The 697-nt window shown below is 57.7% G+C and carries 1 protein-coding gene; it reads right to left on the bottom strand.

What is annotated here, in order from left to right:
* On the bottom strand, positions 1-697 hold a 697-nt coding region (locus K9U38_RS21900; RefSeq protein ID WP_224496472.1), incomplete at both ends, for a mechanosensitive ion channel family protein.

The following is a 697-nucleotide window of genomic DNA, read 5'->3' as shown; positions in this document are numbered from 1 at the left end:
TGGATATATTCTCCGACCCGAAATGCATCATCGGTCATGTAGAAGATGCCGCTGATGATGTCCTTGACCAGCGACTGCGAGCCGAAGCCGATCGCGACGCCGAAAATGCCCGCGCCTGCGATAAGAGGACCGATCGCGACACCGAGCCCAGACAGGACCATCATGACGGCAATCGTTGCGATAAGCACTGCAAGGAAATTTCGCAGGATTGGCAGCAAGGTCAGGAGCCGCCCACTGCGGGCCAGCGCAGCTTCATCGTCGCCTTCGATACGAGCGCGTGCGATGCGCTGATTGATGAGACCCTTGACCATATGCCAGATCAGATCAGCGGCGAGCAAGATCACGACCCCGCTCAAGATGCCGCGGATGATGCGGCCGGCGGCCTCATCCTCCATCAACCCGCTTGCTCGCATACGAACAACGGTTGCCAGCCAGACGGCTGCAAGCACAATGACAATTACCCTCGCGCCCCTTTCAATGAGCACTTCAACGATCGGGTTCCTATTTTTTGATGGATCGTCAGGTCCGGCGAAGAATGACTTCGCGATCGAGCTGGTCGTTGTCAAAATCGGGGGCAGGATGAGCGCATAGATGCCTACCCACAAAGCCCCGCTCGTGCCGGCAACCCACAACACCCAGAGCAGGCACAGATAGAATGTAAGCAGCCATTCCTTGACGCGATACGACCGGGAGGCAG

It is taken from the genome of Phyllobacterium lublinensis (genome assembly GCF_020164435.1).
GTDB classification, from domain to species: Bacteria; Pseudomonadota; Alphaproteobacteria; order Rhizobiales; family Rhizobiaceae; genus Phyllobacterium; species Phyllobacterium lublinensis.
Note: the sequence above shows the minus strand (reverse complement) of the source record. Positions and strands in the feature narration are given on the sequence as shown.